Annotated in this window: 13 protein-coding genes; 8 read left to right on the forward strand and 5 right to left on the reverse strand. The window is 61.0% G+C overall.

The annotated features are described in order from the left end of the window. Positions 1–5 precede the first annotated feature (5 nt). The 5 genes from ACJ2A4_RS08640 (at position 6) to flgA (ending at position 4322) form a co-directional block, all read left to right on the forward strand. Complete coding sequence (locus ACJ2A4_RS08640; protein WP_011252523.1) at positions 6–473, forward strand: RidA family protein; 468 nt, start codon at positions 6–8, stop codon at positions 471–473. 23 nt (positions 474–496) lie between these two features. Further along, positions 497–1678 carry a GNAT family N-acetyltransferase gene (locus tag ACJ2A4_RS08645; protein ID WP_408872517.1) on the forward strand — a complete coding sequence of 394 codons (1182 nt, stop codon included), beginning with the start codon at positions 497–499 and terminating at the stop codon, positions 1676–1678. An 82-nt stretch (positions 1679–1760) separates the two neighbouring features. After that, positions 1761–2501 carry a flagellar basal-body rod protein FlgF gene (flgF, locus tag ACJ2A4_RS08650; protein ID WP_194259818.1) on the forward strand — a complete coding sequence of 247 codons (741 nt, stop codon included), beginning with the start codon at positions 1761–1763 and terminating at the stop codon, positions 2499–2501. Positions 2502–2535: 34 nt separating this feature from the next. Beyond that, the gene (flgG, locus tag ACJ2A4_RS08655; protein ID WP_062510908.1) at positions 2536–3327 is read left to right on the forward strand and encodes a flagellar basal-body rod protein FlgG; all 792 of its coding nucleotides are present in this window, start codon (positions 2536–2538) and stop codon (positions 3325–3327) included. A gap of 2 nt (positions 3328–3329) precedes the next feature. Then, positions 3330–4322, forward strand: a complete 993-nt coding sequence (gene flgA, locus ACJ2A4_RS08660) for a flagellar basal body P-ring formation chaperone FlgA (protein WP_408872518.1) — start codon at positions 3330–3332, stop codon at positions 4320–4322. 34 nt (positions 4323–4356) lie between these two features. Here flgA and ACJ2A4_RS08665 read toward each other — a convergent pair whose 3' ends face one another. The 4 genes from ACJ2A4_RS08665 to ACJ2A4_RS08680 form a co-directional block, all read right to left on the reverse strand. Then, positions 4357–6282 carry an alpha/beta fold hydrolase gene (locus tag ACJ2A4_RS08665; protein ID WP_408872519.1) on the reverse strand — a complete coding sequence of 642 codons (1926 nt, stop codon included), beginning with the start codon at positions 6280–6282 and terminating at the stop codon, positions 4357–4359. Between the two features lie 20 nt (positions 6283–6302). Then, positions 6303–9608, reverse strand: coding sequence for an efflux RND transporter permease subunit (locus ACJ2A4_RS08670; protein WP_408872520.1), 3306 nt, complete (start codon positions 9606–9608; stop codon positions 6303–6305). 121 nt (positions 9609–9729) lie between these two features. Continuing rightward, positions 9730–10491, reverse strand: a complete 762-nt coding sequence (locus ACJ2A4_RS08675) for an SDR family NAD(P)-dependent oxidoreductase (protein ID WP_408872521.1) — start codon at positions 10489–10491, stop codon at positions 9730–9732. Between the two features lie 71 nt (positions 10492–10562). Beyond that, complete coding sequence (locus ACJ2A4_RS08680; protein ID WP_408872522.1) at positions 10563–11777, reverse strand: alpha/beta fold hydrolase; 1215 nt, start codon at positions 11775–11777, stop codon at positions 10563–10565. 182 nt (positions 11778–11959) lie between these two features. Between ACJ2A4_RS08680 and ACJ2A4_RS08685 the strand changes: the two genes are divergently transcribed. From ACJ2A4_RS08685 to ACJ2A4_RS08695, 3 genes are read left to right on the forward strand one after another with little or no spacing between them, the layout of a single operon-like run. Next, positions 11960–12211 (forward strand): DUF3297 family protein, encoded by a 252-nt coding sequence (locus tag ACJ2A4_RS08685; RefSeq protein ID WP_041112680.1) that lies wholly within the window; start codon positions 11960–11962, stop codon positions 12209–12211. Beyond that, positions 12208–13176, forward strand: coding sequence for a nucleoside hydrolase (locus tag ACJ2A4_RS08690; RefSeq protein ID WP_408872523.1), 969 nt, complete (start codon positions 12208–12210; stop codon positions 13174–13176). The genes ACJ2A4_RS08685 and ACJ2A4_RS08690 overlap by 4 nt, the downstream gene beginning before the upstream one ends. Positions 13177–13214: 38 nt before the next feature. Further along, positions 13215–14450, forward strand: coding sequence for an FAD/NAD(P)-binding oxidoreductase (locus ACJ2A4_RS08695; RefSeq protein WP_408872524.1), 1236 nt, complete (start codon positions 13215–13217; stop codon positions 14448–14450). 138 nt (positions 14451–14588) lie between these two features. On the opposite strand, the gene ACJ2A4_RS08700 is transcribed toward ACJ2A4_RS08695, so the two are convergent. Then, complete coding sequence (locus ACJ2A4_RS08700) at positions 14589–17873, reverse strand: TonB-dependent receptor domain-containing protein (RefSeq protein WP_408872525.1); 3285 nt, start codon at positions 17871–17873, stop codon at positions 14589–14591. Between the last annotated feature and the right edge of the window lie 298 nt (positions 17874–18171).

Here is an 18171-nt window from a genome sequence, read left to right on the forward strand (position 1 = left end):
CTGCCATGACCGCAACCCCCGACTCCCGCCTCGCCGACCTTGAGATTACGCTGCCGGTCGCAGCCGCTCCGGTTGCAAATTACGTCACGACCGTCCGCACCGGAAACCAGCTTATCGTCTCCGGCCAGCTTCCGCTGGTGGATGGCAAGCTGCTGATCACCGGCAAGCTTGGAGACGAGGTTTCGGTTCATGCCGGTGTGGCCTGTGCCCGCGCCTGCCTGATCAATGTGCTGGCCCAGGCGAAGGCTGCATTGGACGGTGATCTTTCCCGCATTACGCGCGTTGTCCGTCTGGGCGGCTTCATTGCCTGCACGCCCGAGTTCACCGATCAGGCCACCGTCATGAACGGCGCGTCCGATCTGGCCGTCGAGGTTTTCGGTGATGCCGGCCGTCACGCCCGCTCCACGATCGGCGTGCCGAGCCTGCCCGTGAACGCGCCGGTCGAAGTCGAGGCGCTGTTCGAAATCGCCTGATCACCCCGGATGGGAGAGACCGAATGGGAGAACCGGACACCGCCCCGGCCCCCGACTGGAGCCTGAGCCTCCACGCCTCGATCCACGAGATCGGGGCCGAGGCCTGGGATGCCTGCGTGGGTGCGGATAATCCGTTCGTCTCTTTCGGCTTCCTGTCCGCCCTTGAAGACAGCGGTTCCGTCGCGGACCGCACCGGCTGGCTTGTGCGTCATGCTGTGCTGCGCGCCCCTGATGGGACGATTGCGGCTCTCGCCCCGCTTTATGGAAAATCCCATTCCTGGGGCGAGTATGTCTTCGACCAGAGCTGGGCCCGCGCTTATGAAGCCGCGGGTGGCCGCTATTATCCGAAATTCGTCTGCGCCGTCCCGTTCTCGCCGGTTCCCGGCCCAAGGCTGCTGCTGCGGCCCGATCTGCCCGATCCGAAAGGCGTGGCGCAGGCTCTGGCCTCCGCGCTCATTCAGGCCACGGCGCAACTCGGCCTGTCCTCCCTGCACGCTAATTTCTGCGATGCGGCTTCGATGGAGGCCTTTACCGAAGCAGGTTATCTGCCGCGCACGGGCATTCAGTATCACTGGCAGAACAACGGTTACGCCACGTTCGATGATTTTCTGGGTGCTTTAGCCTCCCGCAAGCGCAAATCCATCCGCAAGGAACGCAGCGCCGCGCAATCCTGTGGTCTGACCTTCAGTATATTGCGCGGAGACCAGATCACCCCGGAAGACTGGAAAGCGTTCTACCGCTTCTATCAGTCTACGATCGACCGGAAATGGGGCAGCGCCTATCTGACCGAGCGCTTCTTTCCCATGCTGTCCGAACGTCTCGGAGACCGTGTGGTCCTGATGATGGCTCATCATGAAGGAAAAGCGGTTGCCGGTGCCCTGAACCTCATGGGGACGGACGCGCTGTTCGGCCGCAACTGGGGCTGCGAGGGGGACTGGCCCTTTCTGCATTTCGAGCTGTGCTATTACCGTGCAATCGACTTCGCCATCGAACACGGGCTGTCCCGCGTCGAAGCCGGGGCGCAGGGCGAGCACAAAATCCAGCGCGGTTATCTTCCGACCTTCACCCATTCCGCGCACGCCATCGTTGATCCCGGCCTGCGACAGGCCGTGGCTGCCTTTGTGGAAGAGGAAAGGACCGCCATGCAGGTGGAAGCGGCGGAACTGGAAACTCTTTCACCATATCGTCACGGCGAGTCGGGATAACCCTGTTCGTTTAACGATTGGGAAAGCTTTCTGCGGCTAGGCTGTGCTCCGAAATCGGGATTGACCGGAGCCTGTAAAGCCCATGGAGAACAGTACCTATATTGCGCTTTCGCGCATGGATGCCCAGCAGCGCGCCATGTCCGTGGTCGCCGCCAACATGTCGAACGCCTCGACCGTGGGCTACAAACGCGAAAATGTCCTCTTCAGCGACTTCCTGTCCCACCAGCACGGCTCAAAGCAGGCCGAAGGTGCGGATACGGAATCCTACACGCAGGACCGCGCGACATACCGGGACTTCCAGCAGGGCGACATGCAGTCGACCGGCAATCCCCTTGATCTCGCACTGGGTGGCGAGGGCTATTTTCAGGTCCGTACCGCCAATGGCGTCCGTCTGACACGGGCTGGCCGTTTCGAGGAACAGCAGGACGGCGCCATTGTCGATGAAAGTGGAAATCCGCTGCTGGATCGCGACGGCCAGCCAATCGAGCTGCCCCAGACCGACCACCGCATTACCATTTCCGCCGATGGTGTGATTTCGACCGAAACCGGCGAACAGGGCCAGATCGGGATCGTAACCGCACAGGATGACAACAAACTCCAGGCAGAGGGCAGCAGGCTGCTGCGCTCCGACCAGCCGACCACGGCTGTCGAGCGGCCCAATATCGTGCAGGGCATGGTGGAAGGCAGCAACGTCCAGATGATGACCGAAGTCACGCAGATGATGGAAATCCAGCGGAACTTCGACTTCATGGCGCAGTTCGTGGACGCCGAAGCAACGCGACAGAAAAACGCCATCGACAAGATCGTTCAGGTCTCGGCCTGATTTACCGACCCTTACGGGACAAGGATAACGCTCCATGCGCGCACTCGACATCGCCGGAACGGGCATGCAGGCCCAGCAGACCAACGTCGAAACCATTTCCAACAATATCGCGAACATGAGCACTACGGGCTACAAGCGCTCCCGTGCCGAGTTCCAGGACCTGATCTACCAGAACATCCGGCGCGTCGGCGCCAGTTCGTCCGATACGGGTACGACCATCCCGGCCGGTGCACAGGTCGGTCTGGGTGTGAAGACCGCCGCGATTTACCGCATCAACGATCAGGGTAGTCTTGAGCAGACCAGCAACTCGCTGGATCTCGCCGTTCAGGGACGTGGTTATTTTCAGGTCCAGCTTCCGTCAGGTCAGCTCGCCTATACGCGTGACGGTACGCTCTCGATGGACAATAACGGTTCGCTCGTGACGGCGGACGGCTATCTCATCAGCCCGACCATTACGATCCCCAACAACGCCCAGAGCATCTCCGTCGATCAGTCCGGTCAGGTGAGCGTCCAGATTGCCGGACAGAACAATACGACACTTGTCGGGCAGCTTCAGCTTGGCATTTTCACCAACGAAAACGGTCTGGCCGCGATGGGACAGAACCTGTTCACCCAGACGACGGCATCTGGTGACGCCATGATGGGCAACCCTGAAGCCGTCGGCTACGGCAGCATCATGCAGGGTTACGTCGAAAACTCGAACGTCAACGTTGTGACGGAAATCACCGATCTCATCACGGCCCAGCGTGCCTATGAGATGAACAGTAAAGTTATCACCGCGTCGGACGACATGATGAAAACCGTAACCAATCTGGGTGGCGGCTAAGCATGAGCCGTATCCTGCTGAAAGGTGGCATCCTGCTGCTGGCAGGATGCACAGCGCTGTTGTCCGCCTCTGCCGCAACCCTGCGGACAAACGTCAATGTCGATCATCCGCGCGTGCGTCTGTCCGATCTGTTTGCAGATCTGGGCAAGGGACAGGATACCGAGATTGGCGATGCCCCGGCACTGGGCGCCAGCTATGTTGTGGGTGGTCCGCAGTTGACTGCCATTGCGGCCCAGTTCGGCATTGACTGGCCCGACGCCTCGCCACTGGTATCCGCAACCGTCACGCATGCGGCGCGCATGATTACAGTGGATGATGTCATTCCTGTCGTGCGACAGGGGCTGGAGCTGCCTTCCGAAGCACGGGTTGAGGTGGCTTTGACAGGGTTCAAGCCCGTAGCTGTCCCGGTTGCGGATCAGGGCGCCCCGACGATCCTGCATATCGATCGTCCCCCGCATGGCAGCGAACATTTCACCGCACGCCTTGAGGTTCCTTCTGCCAGCGGTGGACAGGGGACGGCGTTCAACGTCAGCGGAACGGCGACCATGGAAGTCCGGGCCGTGACCCTGCGTCATGCCATGCATGTGGGGCAGCCCATTCTGCCCGAAGATGTCACCATGACATTTGTGCGCATCGGCCTCATCCCGGATGACGCCCTGCAGACGCCTGATGAAGCGGTCGGTCTGGAAGCACGGGGCGTCCTCGCGGCAGGACAGGTTCTCAGTGTCTCCCAACTCGCACATCCGCAGCTTGTTCATCGCGGATCACCGGTTGTCGCAACCTTTTCCGGCCCGAGCCTGCATCTGACGGTTTCAGGAACGGTCCTGGAAGCCGGGGGGAAAGGCGATACCGTGCATGTCTATAACGCCAGTAGTCACATGGTCCTGACAGGGCGTGTGATGGACCGGACCCAAGTAGAAGTCATTCCCGGTATCATGCCTCTGTCCGCGGATAACCGGAGCCATCAGCAGAGCACGGCGCTTCCCTCTCTCTGAGCTGTCAGAAAGAGGGAAGTCGAATCTCTGGTCGTTATTTCACCAGATAACGGTCAAACCAGTGAATGGTGCGCTGGACCGCATCGTCCCAGGCCTGTGGGCTGCTCATGCCATGTCCCTGTCCGGGATAAATGACGAGTGAACTCGGAATATGAAGTGTCTGAAGCGCGTGGAAGAATTCCTGGCTCTGCGGCATCGGACATTCTTCATCTGCTGACCCGACGTAAATGAAGGTCGGCGTATGGGCCTGCCGGATATAGAGAATGGGCGAGGAGTGCGCGTAAATGTCAGGATCGTCGTAAACGGACTTCCCGAAAAACGGCAGCATCCAGCTGTCGATGTTATTTTCGCCATAATAGGACAGCCAGTTCGCAATGCCGGCGCCTGCCGCGGCAGCCCGGAAGCGGTCTGTCTGGGTGACACTCCACATTGTCATGTAGCCGCCATAGGAAAAGCCGGTCAGGCCAAGGCGGTGGTCATCAACGGGCGCGACCTTTTCGGCCATATCGACGCCGCGCAGGATGTCCCGCAGATCTCCATGTCCGAAGTCCCGGCGGTTTGCTGCGGTGAAGGCCTCGCCCTGTCCATAGCTGCCCCGTGGATTGGGCATGAAGACGTCATACCCCGCATTCAGAAGCGCCATTGCCAGCTTGCTGTTGTCGCGGAAATAGCGCGGGTTTGAAGCGCTGGACGGGCCACCGTGGACGTAGACGATCATCGGAACCTTGCCGTTCTGCTCCACGCCCGGCTTGCGCTTCAGGGGTTCCAGAAGCCAGCCCTGCACGGAATAGCCATCGCTTTTCCATGTCAGGCTGCGTGCCTTGAGACGGGGTGGCAGGGCAGCATTGTCGCGATTGACAGGCTTCCACTGCCCGATGGGACCGGCGGCGATTTCCGGGGCCTTCTCGAAGCTCTGCCGGATAATGGCCGTGTGCTGCCCGGCACAGGAAAGGCTGGGTTCGGAGCGGCCATTGGACAGCATCATGGCCTCTTCCCATAGCGGTCTCAGTCCACCCTGCAAGGACCAGATGATGCTGCGATCCCCCTTGAGGCCCGTGGCGATAAGGCCTGGCCCGCAGTCCCAGGACAGGTCGGTGACAGTCGCTTTCAGGCCCGGTGTCAGATTGACAGGCTGGGCGCCGGGCTTTGTCAGATCCAGAGTGTAGGCATCGCCGCCAATCGCCCCGTAATCACTCATCAGACCGCCGATGAACGAGACTTTTGTTCCATCGGGGGAGACACGTGGCAGGTTGAGCTGCTGTTGCTGGGGCGGCGTGTAAAGGACGGTGTCGTGGCCGTTTTCAATGGCATGGAGCTTTGCGATCCACCAGTGATCATCCCCATTGCCCGGGGCTGCCGTGGCGACAAAGCCCTGTCCGTCCGGCCGCCAGTCATATTCATAGACATACAAATCCGCCGGTGACTGCCAGTTCAGGCGACCGTTCTCGATCGTGGCGATCCGCTGTTCGTCGATCTGCGCATTGATTTCTCCGGACGGAGGCGCGCCTGCTTCCATCGCGCCGGGCTGACGGTGTGCGTTTTCGATCGCCAGAACGCCGAGCTGTCCTTTGGGGCCGTAGGACAGGGACTGAAGCGTTCCCGTGAAGGTCAGAACCTGTACCGCATGGTGACCCTCCCGGTCCGCCTGCCAGACCGACAGGGTTTTGACTGAAGGATCTTTCAGGACATAGGCCAGGGCCTGCCCGTCCCGGCGCCAGGCAAACGAGCTTGCTTCACAGCCATGACACAGAGGCAGGGTACTGCGGGCGCCGGACGGGATGGCATAAAGCACCGGCCGTGAAATGACGGTCTGTCCGGACTCCCCGGCCGGCTCTTCCAGCGAAAGCAACCGGCTTCCATCCGGAGAGATGGAAATATGGTCGAAAAGCTGGACGGGTGCGGCAAGCGCCGTCACAGGAAACAGGGCGGCGAGCAGGGCGAGGCGACGGGAGAGGGTCATGAGGCGTTTGTCGTCCGGGTTCAGATTTGTCGTGCGGAAGGGGTAGCGGTGTTGTGGCGGCGGAGGAGGCCCAGCAGCCAGTGGCAAAGACGCTTCGTTCCTGCGCCGATGGCGTCCATCCACAGATAGACGATCGGTGTCGTGTAAAGTGTCAGAAGCTGGCTGACGACCATGCCGCCAAGGATGGAAACACCCAGCGGACGGCGCATTTCCGCGCCATAGCCATTGCTGATGATGAGCGGCACCGCACCGAGAGCAGCGGCGAGCGACGTCATCAGGATGGGGCGGAAGCGGGTGATCGAAGCCTTGAAGATGGCGTCCTTGGGGGAGAGTTTCTCGATACGCTCAGCATGAATGGCGAAGTCGATGACGAGGATGGCATTCTTCTTGACGATGCCCGTCAGCAGGATGATGCCGATCATGGCAATGATGCTGAAGGACTCGCCGGCAATCCACAGTCCCAGAACCGCGCCAATACCGGCGGAAGGCAGGGTGGAGAGGATCGTGATGGGATGGATCAGACTCTCATAGAGAATGCCCAGTACGATATACATCACCGCAATCGCAGCGAGGAATGCCAGCCCGCCATTGATCATGAGCTTGCGGGTATCGCCGGCTGTCCCGGTGAAGTCGCCCAGAACGCCATCCGGAGCATGCGTCTCCTGCATGGTCTGCTTGATCAGCTCGACCGCGTCATTATAGCTCACGCCGGTTGCCAGATCGAACGAGATATTGGCGGAATAATAATTGCCACGATGGGTGATATCGAGCGGTTGGGGCTTCCACAGGACGGAGGCGACATTGATCAGCGGGATCATGGTCTCGGTCGAAGACGAGACAGCCGCGCCGCTTGAAGTGTTGCCCGAGATCTGGTTGGCCAGCGAGTTCTGGATCGATGCCGTCGCCAGGGATGTGAAGCTGTTTGCCGAGGTACTGGCATCGCTGCGGACACGGATCAGGTTGGAAGCCACGCCACCGGCGGCGGTTCCGGCGGACGTGGAAATCCAGACCTGTTTGAGGGTTTCGGGGTCCACCCGGTACTGCGGAGCCAGCACCATGACTACGCGGTGATCGGTGGTGGGCAGGTGGATCGTGGAAGCGATGGCCTGACCATAAGAGTCATACAGCACGTTCTGGATGAGCTGCGGCGTTACGCCATATCGCGCTTCCGTATCGCGATCGACGGTGATGTAGGCCGCGACGGACTGCCCCTCGGTCGTGGAAGAGACATTGACCAGCTTGCCCGAGGCCCGCAGGGCTCCCAGCAATGTGGGGACATAGCCGAACAGGTCGGAGACATTGTCTCCGCGCAGGACATACCGGTAGCTGCCGGTATTCTTGGAGCTGTTGCCGCCCTGACTGCTGCCGCCAACGCTCCAGAACGAGACATCCGCGCCCGGCTCATTGGGCAGGCGCTTGCGGATCCGGTCCAGGATCGTCTCGGCCGAGGCGCGCTGGTCCTTTTCCTTCAAATGCAGGTAGAGCTCGCCGCTGTTCTTGTCGTCACTGAAGATCGTGGTGGACAGCACGTCCGGGTCCGTCTGGGCCACGGCGCCCACTTCCCGCAGGCGCCTGTCGATCTCATCGAACGACATGGTGGCATCGCCCTTGATGCGTCCGGCCAGCAGAGACATGTCCTGCGACGGGATAAACTCCTTGGGCATCAGCACGATCGACCCCACCAGCACGATAAAGCTGAGCGGCAGGGTCAGTCCCATCAGGATGGGATGGCGCAGGCACCAGTGCATGGAACGGCCATACTGCCGGAGCGTCCAGTCCAGGGATGTTTCCGTAACGAAGGCGATGGCGCCGAACACGCCCTTTCGCGGCTGGTCCCCATGGTCGATTTCCAGGAGATGCGCGCACATCATCGGTGTCAGGGTCAGGGAAAGCCACATTGAAATGACGATGGCGGAGATCATCGTCATGCAGAACTCGAACATGATCGAGCCTGCGCCGCCAGGCAGGAACAGCAGCGGGATGAAGACCGCAACCAGCGAAGCGCTGATGGACAGGACCGTGAAGCCGATTTCCGAAGCGCCGATCAGGCTGGCCTCGTAGCGGTCTTTCCCCTCTTCCATATGGCGGGCGATGTTCTCCAGCACGACGATGGCGTCATCGACCACGAAGCCGACCGCGATGGTCAGCGACATGAGCGACAGGACGTCGAGCGTGAAGTTGAAGGCCGACATGGCCGCCAGCGTGCCGGACAGTGCGATGGGCACCGTCACGGCAGGGATGAGCGTCGTAATCATCTTGCGGAAGAACAGCAGGATCACGAGCACGACCAGGATGACGGACAGCACAAGTGTCAGCCGCGCATCGGCCAGCGATGCCCGGATGGAGCGGGACGTATCAAGGCCCACGACCAGATTGACATCAGCCGGCAGGGCATCGCGCAGATGGGACAGATTGGCGTTGATACCATCCACAATGGCCACAGTATTGGCATGTGGCTGGGCGGTCACGACGAGGGTGATGGCGCGGTGCCCGTTGATGTAGCTGGTCTGGTAAACGTCCTGAACGCTGTCGGTGATGGTGGCGATGTCACTCAGCCGGACGGGATAGAAGTTGTTGCGGTATCCGACGATCAGGTCACGGTACTGGGCGGCATTGATCGCCTGATCGTTGGTGGACAGCATCATCCGCTGGCCGTTGCTGTCGATGAAGCCCTTGGGCGTGAAGGCATTGGCCGATGCCAGGGCGGTTCGTACGTCCTCAAACCCGATGCCCCATTTATAGAGCGGTCCGGGATTGAGTTCGACACGCACGGCGGGGTTGGCCGACCCCACCACTTCCACACGTCCCACGCCCTTGACCTCGGCCAGGAGCGGCTTGATGCGGATATTGGCAATATCGTAGAGCTCGGCCTGGGTTTTCTGGTCGCCGGTCAGACTCATCAGATAGACCGGGAAGCCACCCCCATCCATTTTGAAGGCTTGCGGATCGGCATCCATCGTACCGGTTGGCAGGTCGGCGCGTGCCGCGCGCAGGGCGGCCTGTGTATCGCGCAGCGCACCATCGATGTTCCGCGATGACGAGAATTCAAGGAAAATCCGGGCCTGTCCCGCACTGGTGTCGGATTCGATGCTTTCCAGATCCGCGATCGATCCCAGCCTGCGCTCCAGTGGCGTGGTGACCGATGTCGCCATCTGCTGCGGGTCGGCACCTGGCTGAGTTGCTACGACCATGATGGCGGTCGTGGTCATGTCCGGCATCGTGGCGACAGGCAGCAGTGGATAACAGATGAAGCCCGCCATGAAGATGGCAATGGACATCAGTGTCGTCGCGACGGGACGGTCTATGAACAGGCGGCAGAAATTCATGTGGCCAGTTTATCCACAAAACCGCGCTTCGGGTCATTACTGATAGGACACAAAATGTCAGATTCCGGCCATGCAGGACGTCAGAAATCGGGCATCCCTGCCGGCTGCGCGGAAGGCTGGGTCACGTAATACCGCTCTGCCAGACGGGGGGCAGCAGGTCCATCAGGCGCGAACCCATGACCAGCCAGGCGGGAAAGATCACGCGCCGGGTCTGACGCAGCGTGCCGCGCAGGATCCGGCCAACCGCGTCTTCCGTGGAGATCAGCCCCTGCATGGGAAAACGGTTCTGCTTCACCATGGGCGTATCGACAAAGCCGCAGCATACGCTGGTCAGGCTGATGCCGAAACGCTCCAGACGGGCGGCATTGGCCACGGCGAACCGGTCCAGAGCGGCCTTGGAGGCGGAATAGGACGGTGTGCCCGGATAGCAGACGAACCCCGCGATGGAGGCCATCACGCAGATCCGGCCCCGCAGGTTCTCGCCGTTCCGCTCCTGCCTGCGCATGGCCTGTACAACCGGAAAGAACGTGTTGAGCGTTCCAGTCAGGTTGGTGTCGAGCATCTCCCACACACGCTCTTCGCGCTCCAGAACCAGACCGTCATCGGCTTCGGGAGGCAAACCGCCTGTGATGCCCGCACAGAGGAACGCCATGTCCAGGCGTTCTCCTGACGCCGTGGCAATCCAGTCCGCCATGCCCTGACGGTTTCGCGTATCCAGCACGGTGGGGACTGACCGGGCCCCCTGTTCGTCGCATTGCCGGGCCGTTTCCATCAGGCCGTCTGCTGCATGATCGCACAGTTGCAGGGAAACGCCCGGGCGGGCCAGCTTCAGGGCAAGACCGCGTCCGATGCCGGATGCGGCCCCTGTAATCAGGATATTCATCCGGCGAAGTCTAACAGAGTGTTTCCGGGATGCGACCCCTGCCCGGGCGAAAACATTTCCGGCCCAGGGGTTTACCGGGATGAATTGCAGTCCGAACGGGGTGTCGTGCCTTGCAGAAGCTGTCCGGCGAAACTGTGGGCCTCCGTGGTCATCGCGGCGAGCGTGCCGTTATGGCTGGCGTCATGAACCCGGTGCGTTACGGCGGTTCCGGCGGCACAGAGCCGGGTGACGAGGCGCTTCTGCTGACTGGTGGAGGTGTGCAAATCCTGAGCGCCGGACTCGATGAGCACGGGCGAAGGCAGGGAGAAGCCGGGATATTTCGCCCAGTCGAAAACCGGCGCCAGCACACGGTCCGCTTCGGGTTCGAGCAGGGTTGCGGGCGTCAGGCCGGAGCGTTTGGCGATCGGGAAGAAATCCGAGGCGCACATGGAGCCGGCCTCATGCAGGAGGCGCTGTCCCCGGGGTGTGAAAGCCTCGTTGATGTCTGTCGAAGGATCGGCCTCGACCAGCGACTGCCCGAGCGTCAGCAGTTCCGGCACAGCGGGCGAGAAGCTGCGCGGATTGGCGGGGTGCAGCAGTTCCTGAACCGTCTGCTCGTCGAGATAGGGCGGGGCTGCGGCAATCGTGCCCATAATCCGCAGATGGGGCGCATAGGTCGAGGCCATCGCGGCAGCGGCAAGGGCTGCCTGACCGCCCTGTGCATGGCCGTTCAGAACCACGTTCTCCGACAGGTCCGGCAGGCGCTCTCGGGCCGCGCGGACGGAATCGAGCACGCTCATGCCTTCCGAGCGTGCATTCAGAAGGAGCGGTGCGCCGGGCTCGCCCATGCCGGGATAGTCGGTTGCGACAATCGCAAAGCCCTGACGCAGCCAGCCGTCATAGAAATGCGCCTGCACGGTGCCGATCCCCATGACCGACGGCGCGCAGGTCAGGTGCAGGCCGCTTTCCCCGTGTGCCCAGGCCAGAACCGGCCAGCCGCCTGCCGGGGCACGACCGCGTGGCACCAGAACCTGAGCGGAGACGCGGACGAGCTGCTGCGGATTACGCGCATCCGTACTGCGATAGGTCAGGCGATAGACCGAGGCCGGCTCATGGGATGGCACGGAATCCAGCCGGATGGCCTGTCCGGCCGAAACCGGCGCGCTGACGGACCAGTTGTCGCCATCGTCATCCGAGGCGCAGCCGGACAGGGCGGCTCCCGCTGTCAGCAGCATCAGAAGTGATGCGAGGGCGGTCAGTCCGGGAAGGCGGCGCTCCGGTTTGCGGCGAAAAGAGCAGTACGGCATGAGAGGTCTGTCTCCGACGGGGAGCGTCTCTCATAGCAGCGCTCTGCGTCCTATGGGAGCGGCCATGTCCTGTTCTGGAACCCGGATGGACTTGGAGAGCCGTCCATCCGGCGCTACAGAGAAGACCTCTGACGCGCCGGTCCGACATGATCGGATCTGATAGAAACGAGGATAGCCCTGCCATGACCGACACCATTCCCGATCGTCTCTCCGCCAGCCCGGACAGCCCGTATTACAACGAAGAGCTGCTCTCGCGCGGCATTGGTGTCCGTTTCAAGGGCGAAGAACGCACCACCGTCGAGGAATACTGCATCAGCGAAGGCTGGGTCCGTCTGGCTGTTGGCAAAACGCTGGATCGCCGTGGCCGCCCGATGACGATCAAGGTTACGGGACCGGTCGAGGTCTGGATCAAGGACTCCGAAGAAGAAGCATGATGACACAGGCCGGCTCCGCACCGATCGCACCCCGCCGCATCGTCATCGACACCGATCCGGGTCAGGACGATGCGGTTGCCATCCTGCTGGCGCTGGCCTCGCCGGAACTGACGGTCGAGGCCATCACGACCGTTGCCGGCAATGTGCCTGTGGCCCTGACGACGAAGAACGCCTGCGCCCTGCTCGAACTGGCAGATCGCACTGACATTCCCGTTTTCGGGGGCGCAGCGCGTCCCCTGCACCGCGCGCCTATCAGCGCCGAGCATGTGCATGGTGAAACGGGCATGGCTGGTGCCGATCTTCCGGAGCCGACATTACGTCCGCAGGCGATTGATGCCGCGACCTGGCTCGTGGACCTGCTGCGTCGTGAACCCGAGGGCGCGATCACGCTCGTCTGCCTCGGTCCGATGACGAATCTGGCTCTGGCCTTGACCCATGCGCCGGATATCGCGTCCCGGATCGCGGGAGTCGTGGCCATGGGCGGGGCGCAGCGCGAAGGCGGCAACATCACGCCGACCGCAGAATTCAATTTTTTCGTGGACCCGCACGCCGCCCGGATCGTCATGCATTCCGGCATCCCCATCACGCTCCTGCCGCTGGACGTGACGCATCGCGCCATTGCCACACCGGCCCGTCTGGCGCCGATTGCCGCGGTCGGCACGCCGGTGACAGATATGGTGGTGCGGATGCTGGGCGCGGAAGACCGTTTCGAGAAGCTGAAATACGGCTGGGAGGGCGGTGCGCTGCATGATCCGCTCACCATTGGCTGGCTTTTAAAGCCCGAGCTGTTCTCGGGGCGCGACTGCAATGTGGAAATCGAGGTCGACGCACCCCTGTGCATGGGTCAGAGTGTTGTTGACCTGTGGAACGTAACCGATCGCGTTCCGAACGCGTTATGGATCAATGACGTTGATTCAGACGCCTTCTATTCCCTTCTGACGGAAAGACTTGCCCTTCTGGACTAGACTCTTTCCGTCGTACAATGACGTTGGAGTAACCGAACATGGCAGACCCGACCCAGCAGGATCGCTTCTCAGTCGTCATCGTTGGTGGCGGTGCCGCCGGCATTACCATCGCAGCCCAGCTCAGACGCGAACGCGCCAACCTGTCGATCGCCATCATCGAGCCATCCACGACGCATGCCTACCAGCCGGGCTGGACCCTCGTCGGCGCAGGCGTGATGACGCTGCCCGAGACGCTGCGGCAGGAAGGCGGGCTGATTCCGCGCAATGTCACCTGGCTGCGCGACAGCGTCGAAAGCTTCCAGCCTGAAGCCAACACCGTAACGCTGAAAAGCGGCCGTGTTGTCGAGTATCGCCGTCTGGTTGTCTGCCCCGGCCTTCAGCTGGACTGGGACAAGATCGAAGGCCTGCCCGAAACGCTGGGCCGCAATGGCGTGACGTCGAACTATTCGCGTGAGACGGCCGCCTATACCTGGGAGTGCATCCGTCATCTCGATGGCGGCAAGGCCCTGTTCACACAGCCGCCTATGCCCATCAAATGTGCTGGTGCGCCGCAGAAGATCGTCTATCTGGCCTGCGATCACTGGCGCCGCGAAGGCTCGCTGCATCGCACGGAAGTCGATTTCTCGCTGGCCGGAAACGCCCTGTTCGGTGTGCCGTATTTCGTTCCCTCGCTTCAGCGCGAGATCGACTATTACGGCGTGAACCTTCACATGAAGGAAAACCTGATCAAGGTGGACGGCGAGAAGCGCGAGGCCACGTTCCAGATCGTCGGAACGGATCAGACCATCGTGCGCCAGTTCGACATGCTGCATGTCGTGCCGCCGCAGAGTGCGCCGGATTTCGTCAAGAAAAGCCCGCTCGCCAACGACGCCGGCTGGCTGGACGTCGATCCGACCGTCCTGCGTCACAAGACCTATGACAACATCTTCGGGGCCGGTGACGTTCTGGGCACCAGCAATGCCAAAACGGCCGCTGCTGCCCGCGAACAGGCTCCGGTTGTCGTGGAAAACCTGCTGGCTTCGCTCGATGGCCGCCCGCAGATGGGTAGCTATGACGGTTATGGCGCCTGCCCGCTGACAGTGTCCTACGGCAAGGTCGTGCTGGCCGAGTTCCTGTATGGCGGCAAGGTTGCGCCGAGCTTTCCGTATGACCAGCGCAAGCCCAGCCGCTTCGCCTGGTTCCTCAAGACGGAAGTCTTCCCCCGTCTGTACTGGTACGGAATGCTCAAAGGCTACAACATCAAGGTCAAGCATACGCCTAAAGAGACGAACTGACCTCTCCCCTTACCGGGAGCTGGAACCGGAGACGGGGCGGATGATAATCCGCCCCGTTTTTTGTGCCTGCGTTTGGGGCGACAGACAAAAAAGAGGGGCCGAAGCCCCTCTTTTCCAGTGTTCCGCCTGATCGAAGGATCAGAAATGAACGCCGAGGTTCATCTGGAAGGAACGGCCGATGATCGCATCGTAGTAACGCGTCAGGTTGACTGCACCGGGGTACTTCGGCAGCGCGTTCGTGATGTTGTTCACCATGAAGTTTGCGCTGAAGTTCCGGGTGATCTCGTAGCCAACCGTCAGGTTGAACATGGCGAAGGACGGACGTTTGTTGGCAAAGTACTGGGTCGCAGGGACCTGGACCGCGTAGTGGGACGGACCATACCAGAGGGTCTGCCACTGAAGGGTGAACGGACCACGGATATAGTTCGCGTTAAGCGTGAAGTTGTCGTTGGGCGAGCCCGTCGTGCCGGTCAGCAGATAGGTGTTGCCGAGGTAGCTGTGCTGGCTCTTGAGATAGTGGACATAGTTTCCGGTCAGGCCGATTTCACCAGCCGAGGACGGCAGCCCAAAGCGTGACAGCGGAGTGTTGTATTCGATATTGGCCTGCAGAGCCTGCGTCTCGTAGTTGGCGATGTTGTAATAGCCGGCCGTGAAGTTCTCAAGCTGGCCATCCGCTCCGCGTGTGAAGGCGGCGCAATAGACATTGCCCGGACCATAGGACGTCGAGTCGTAGCAGCCGTCCATGATGTCCTGGGCACCAAGAGACGTGATCGCGTTGTTGATCTTCACGTCCACGAAGGAGCCGCGGAAGTCGAAACCGCGGATGAAGTGCGGACGAAGTTCCAGGGTGCCGGTGTAGCTGGTGGAGACTTCGTTCTTCAGCTTGCTGTTACCGCCGGCAGTTCCCTGCACGGTGAAGTTGTTGAAGTTGGATTCGAACGGCTGCTTGATTCGGGCCTTGGCGCAGTTGGCTGCACGCACGGCGGGGTTCGGGCCGGAATTGAGGCCAGCGGACGAGCAGGGGTCGATACCGTCTTCGTAGTCCGTGCTCTGCGGCGCGAACAGTTCGGTGACGGACGGGTTACGGACAGAACGGGCATAGTTGCCGCTCAGGCCGATGTCCTGCGTCGGCCACCAGGCTCCACCGAACATGTAGGTCCAGTAGCCGCCGGTCATGCTGTTGTTGATGTAACGGCCGTTCGCCGTGGCGGACAGGCTGTAGACACCGGGGACGTGCATGTTGGGCGAGACCAGCGGAACATCAAGTTCGCCGAAGACTTCATGCGTGTGATACGCGCCACCCGTGGGCGGAAGCGAGGTCAAGTTGCCGTACTGCAGGTACGAACCGTCGTCCTGTTCCCAGCCGCGGGAGAAGGCACCCGGGTTGAAGCGATAGCCTTCGCGGCGATGCTCGTAACCGATATCCCAGCGCACGTCGCCAGCGGGGAGCCGCATGACCGTGCTGGAGATTTCGGCCTGAAGGTCACGCTGTGCGTTGGCGTTCTTCTGGTGCGCGTCGGCGATGATGTAATCCCGTGCCGCCGGTGTGGACTGGCCGTTACCGAACGGATTGAACGGGGCGCAGGTGGAGCTGCGGGTCTTGATGGGGGCGCTGGTATAACCGGGTGCGCAGACGATGTTGCCGCTGGCATCCGTCGTGGCATCGAGCGCGTTGATGAGGTTCTGCGTGACGATGGAAGGCTGCCACGTATCGTTCAGATAACGGCTGTATTCACCCGTAACTTTCCAGTTGAAGTGACGACCTACGGCATCGAAGTCACCGTTCAGACCACCCTGGAAGCGGTACATCTGCATTGTCGTCTGATACATGCCACCATCGAGATCCTGGTTCAGGCGCGACATGTAGAATGTATCGGTGGGAAGACCTTTGGCGGCGAGGGCGTTCGTGATTGTCGCCCGTTCAGCAGCCGTCAGGAACGGGTTGTTGGTGCTGAGCTGGTAGGCTCCGGTGACCGCACCGTCATTGTGGTAGTTCTCCAGCGTCAACGGCTCGTTGAACGTCGGCGTCGACCACGTACCCTGTGCGACTTCGCTTGATGCGGTGCCACGTGCGTACCAGCCCTGCCACGTCGCGTGGATGTGGTCGGTGATGTCGTAATGACCGAGCAGGGTCAGGTTCAGCTTCTGGGTCGGGGCGTAAAGCTGGCCGTAATCCTGAAGTGCAGTTCCGTTGCCGCCCACAACCGTTGTCGGGCTCTTGGTAGCGTAGTTCCACGTCATCGGGACGAGGGACTGGCCATTGCTGCTGAACATCAGGGGCTGGCCAGCGGCATTGGAAATGCCGTCCACAACCTTGCCGCCATAGATTGGCGGATGGCCGCCGGTCAGCTGCGGAACACCGGTGACGGATGCGATGACGTTACGGGCGCCGCGAGCGAAATCATAGGTGTAGGGCGACGTCGAACCAATGGGCTCACGAACATAGGTCGTGGCATTCCGGCCGGTCAGGTTGATCCGGTCATTGTCGAGCATGCCGCCGCTATTGCGGTATTCGACGTCGAAGACCATGCCACCCTTGCCGTGATCGAAGTCATGCCCGACCTTGAAGGTGATCTTCTCGCCGGGGGCATCCAGCTTCTGGCTCCAGTTGCCCTGGGCATTGAAGTCCACGCCGGTGAAGTGATCGTCCAGCTGGTAGTTGACTACACCTGCGACGGCATCCGCACCATAGGTCGCGCCTGCGCCGCCCAGCTTGGTGTCCACGCCCTTCAGCAGGGATGTCGGAATGGCGCTGATGTCCACCTGCGAGCCCGAACCCGCGCCGTAAAGGGAGGCCGTTTCACCGCCAACCATACGCATGCCGTCGATCAGCGTCAGGGTGCGCTGGCTGCCGAGGTTCAGGAGCGAGGTGTAGGACTGGCCGGCACCAAAGCTGCCCTGGCTGCCGATCGGAGAGTTGTCGCCAACACCGAAAGCCGGGTTTTCACGCATCAGCGCGATGCCGATATCGGTGTAGCCGCGCTTCCTGATCTGGTCGGCGCTGAGCGAGGTTCCGGCCATGACGTTTGTCAGGCGCGTCTGGGACAGACGTGTACCGGTAACCGTAACGACTTCAGCTGAACCCGAAGCTTCGGTTCCCTGCTGCAGCACTTTGCTGTTCGTCTGGGTGACCGGAGCGGCCGCCGTAGCTGTTGCAACCGGTGCCGCAGTCGTAGCGGCAGGGGTTGCAGCAACCGGCGTCGCCTGGGCTACAGATGTCGTCGCAGCCTTTGCCGGAGCTTTTTTCCTGGCTGCGCTCTTGTGAGCGGAAGCGTGTTTTGCGGGGGTTGTCGTAGTGGTCTGGGCGTGAGCACTGACACTTGGCAGGACGCTGTAGGAAATGCCGGCCATCAGGAACATCCGGACAAGCGTCCGGGGTGCGGGAGCCCGTCTTTTCAGTGAGTGGTGCACAGAGGTGGTCATCGCGGCCGTTGTTCCTTTTCGATGAAGGTCGCAAGTAGATTTTATCTCTGGCGATATTTTCATCGGAAATCGAAACGGTGCGCAATGATTTTGCCACAGGAATGCAACACTCATGTCACATGCCATTAAAGGCGTTGCGCTTATGTCACATTTCTAATTCCTGAGAGAATTGTGACAAGATAATTCAAGTAATATACTTAGAATATAATATATATTCCTGAATATATATTGTGTAGTAAATAGAGGAAATCAGGATATTGCCTGAGGATAATTTTGATATTGCGGAAGTAATTTTGTT

This window comes from Gluconobacter roseus, from assembly GCF_046058915.1.
GTDB classification, from domain to species: domain Bacteria; phylum Pseudomonadota; class Alphaproteobacteria; order Acetobacterales; family Acetobacteraceae; genus Gluconobacter; species Gluconobacter roseus_A.

Bases quoted from the DNA above. Each gene is read 5' to 3' on its own strand.
- flgG (WP_062510908.1), top strand. From the start codon at position 2,536: ATGCGCGCACTCGACATCGCCGGAACGGGCATGCAGGCCCAGCAGACC.
- ACJ2A4_RS08685 (WP_041112680.1), top strand. From the start codon at position 11,960: ATGACCGACACCATTCCCGATCGTCTCTCCGCCAGCCCGGACAGCCCG.
- ACJ2A4_RS08640 (WP_011252523.1), top strand. From the start codon at position 6: ATGACCGCAACCCCCGACTCCCGCCTCGCCGACCTTGAGATTACGCTG.
- ACJ2A4_RS08645 (WP_408872517.1), top strand. From the start codon at position 497: ATGGGAGAACCGGACACCGCCCCGGCCCCCGACTGGAGCCTGAGCCTC.
- flgA (WP_408872518.1), top strand. From the start codon at position 3,330: ATGAGCCGTATCCTGCTGAAAGGTGGCATCCTGCTGCTGGCAGGATGC.
- ACJ2A4_RS08680 (WP_408872522.1), bottom strand. From the start codon at position 11,777: ATGCCGTACTGCTCTTTTCGCCGCAAACCGGAGCGCCGCCTTCCCGGA.
- ACJ2A4_RS08675 (WP_408872521.1), bottom strand. From the start codon at position 10,491: ATGAATATCCTGATTACAGGGGCCGCATCCGGCATCGGACGCGGTCTT.
- ACJ2A4_RS08700 (WP_408872525.1), bottom strand. From the start codon at position 17,873: ATGACCACCTCTGTGCACCACTCACTGAAAAGACGGGCTCCCGCACCC.
- ACJ2A4_RS08690 (WP_408872523.1), top strand. From the start codon at position 12,208: ATGATGACACAGGCCGGCTCCGCACCGATCGCACCCCGCCGCATCGTC.
- flgF (WP_194259818.1), top strand. From the start codon at position 1,761: ATGGAGAACAGTACCTATATTGCGCTTTCGCGCATGGATGCCCAGCAG.
- ACJ2A4_RS08695 (WP_408872524.1), top strand. From the start codon at position 13,215: ATGGCAGACCCGACCCAGCAGGATCGCTTCTCAGTCGTCATCGTTGGT.
- ACJ2A4_RS08670 (WP_408872520.1), bottom strand. From the start codon at position 9,608: ATGAATTTCTGCCGCCTGTTCATAGACCGTCCCGTCGCGACGACACTG.
- ACJ2A4_RS08665 (WP_408872519.1), bottom strand. From the start codon at position 6,282: ATGACCCTCTCCCGTCGCCTCGCCCTGCTCGCCGCCCTGTTTCCTGTG.